The organism is Streptomyces sp. NPDC056296 (genome assembly GCF_042268605.1).
In the GTDB taxonomy this organism is placed as follows: domain Bacteria; phylum Actinomycetota; class Actinomycetes; order Streptomycetales; family Streptomycetaceae; genus Streptomyces.
Genome location: NZ_JBHJRX010000112.1, coordinates 9593 through 11595, shown reverse-complemented (window position 1 = coordinate 11595; position 2003 = coordinate 9593). Strand labels below are relative to the sequence as shown.

At 67.4% G+C, this 2003-nt stretch carries 2 protein-coding genes; both read left to right on the top strand.

Annotated features, from left to right (window positions below):
• Positions 1-1013: 1013 nt before the first annotated feature.
• A complete protein-coding gene (locus ACFCZF_RS40125) occupies positions 1014-1181 on the top strand; it encodes a CBS domain-containing protein (protein WP_376675868.1) in 168 nt (55 codons plus the stop codon).
• Positions 1182-1322: 141 nt separating this feature from the next.
• The gene (locus ACFCZF_RS40120) at positions 1323-1757 is read left to right on the top strand and encodes a hypothetical protein (RefSeq protein ID WP_376675867.1); all 435 of its coding nucleotides are present in this window, start codon (positions 1323-1325) and stop codon (positions 1755-1757) included.
• The last annotated feature ends 246 nt before the right edge of the window (positions 1758-2003 follow it).

Below are 2003 nucleotides of genomic sequence, written 5' to 3'. Positions count from 1 at the left end.
CTCCGGCGGATAGTTCTTCATGACCACGAGATGTCCGTCCTCAGATCCTCAGGATCCAGTGTCTCGTGTGTCCAACATCAGGGGTCAAGGCCCGTGAGCCTGAAATCGGCCTACCAGCGGCACCAGATGTAGCGGGCCGACGGTATTGAGGCTCTGGCCTCCCGTGGCCGGAGCGGATCGCGGTGCCATCTATCTCCGCACCACACCGAAGAGCCGAGGTCAGCAAGCCGTAAACCTACCTATTGTCGGACCAGTGCCTCATATCGTTCCGCGTAACTCCTGACGATCTGCCGAAGAACATCCAGGCAGCGCACATCAAAGCGCATACGACTAGCATGCCGACCGGAATTGCGACCGCTATGAGCCAATCTGGCACGCTTTTCCTCCTTGTTTTAACGCAGAGCCGCCTGCCAGCGAGTCGGCTACCCGCAGAATGCCCGGATCGCGGGCTCCTGATTCGCGTTGCTGATGCGGCCACGGCTGACCGTCACAGGGGGGCGGCTGATGACTGGGGCCGGCTGCTGCTGCGCGGCGCGGACGCGGGTGACCGACGAAGCTTGGGCGCGGCCTGTCCAGCGGGCGCAGGCTCGCCTCCTGGTCGGCGCAGGCGGCTCCTGTCCCTGGCCACCGATCCGGTCGCCCGCCGGCTCCAGGGCGGTCCCTGTCCGGGCACGTGGATGGAGTCCACGTTGTGGCTGAGCAGGGCCAGGCGAACAAGCTAACGATCAAGACGTGAGGGCGGGATGCGTGACGGCCCCACTATCGCCCCCTGAGAAGCGCATCTGCGGCGCCCACCGCCACTTGCACATTCCCCGGCAAGCGCGAGGCGTAGCCACAGGGCGCCGGGCGCGAGGCCATCAGCACCTCGTCAAACCAACCGCCAGTCGGCTACGGCGGGCACCCGCGAGAGCGAAGATTCCCACCGGCCGCGTACGGCGGTGGGCGGCGGTGGAATCCGCTCACGACGGCCCCGCCCGGGGTCCGCTTCGCGTGTGTGGATCGAAGGAGCAGCAGTGGCTCAGCAGGTGCGTGAGGTCATGACCGCCGACCCGGTCACGGTGGCGCCGGATACGCCGGTGCAGGAGGTTGCCGCCCGGATGCGGGACGAGAGCATCGGCGCCGTGCTGGTCGCCGACAGCGGCCAGCTGCGGTGGCTTCGTTCACTTCAAGCGTACCTGTGAACAAAGCCACTGGGGGCTGCGGCCGGGGGCAGTCTCCTGGCGGCTCACGGCCCCAACGCCTGGCCCAGTGATCTGGTCGGCGGGGGAATCGTCCTCATCGCCTGCGCCGCGGCGTTCTTCTCCGGCGGCCTCTACGACAACATGCTGGCGTTTTTCAGCGGCGCCCCTCTGCTCCTTGCCTGCCTCGGGGCCGCGGGGATGGTGGACGAGGCGGCGCTCAGGTCGCGGGGCGAGGCGACGACGTGCACGGTGACCGCCGTGGACGTCCGGGTGGAGACGACCACGCATACCGACTCGGACGGGATGACGCACACCAGCACCACGACCTACTACGACCACGCTCTGGACTGCGACGCCGCCGCCGGGCCCCGTGCGATGACCCGCACCGAGCGGCTCGCCGACGCGGGAAAGCGCATCGACCTCACCTACGACCCTCAACGGCGGGTGAAGCCCCAGCTGACCGGCGAGGTCAGCGAAGGCAACCACAGCAACGAGTGGATGTTCGGCCTCGGACTGGCCATCACGCTCGTCATCCGCGTCCCCGTCGGCCTGACCGAGGGAAGCGACTGGCGGTGACCTGACCTCCCCACCCGACACGCCCCCGGACGGCCCCATGCACTGCGGACTCTGCCCCGGCAGCTATACAGGAAGCAGCGGCGCAGGGCTCCCGCGCCGCTGCTCCTTGGAACCGCACCGAGCCTCTCCGGTCCTTCCAGCAGGAGGGGGGGTGCCCGGTTTGCCGCCCCCCCCCCTTTTTTTTTTCTTTCCCGCTTCTCTCTTACGAGTTTTTTTTTCTTTTTTCCCCTCTTTTCCTGCCCCACC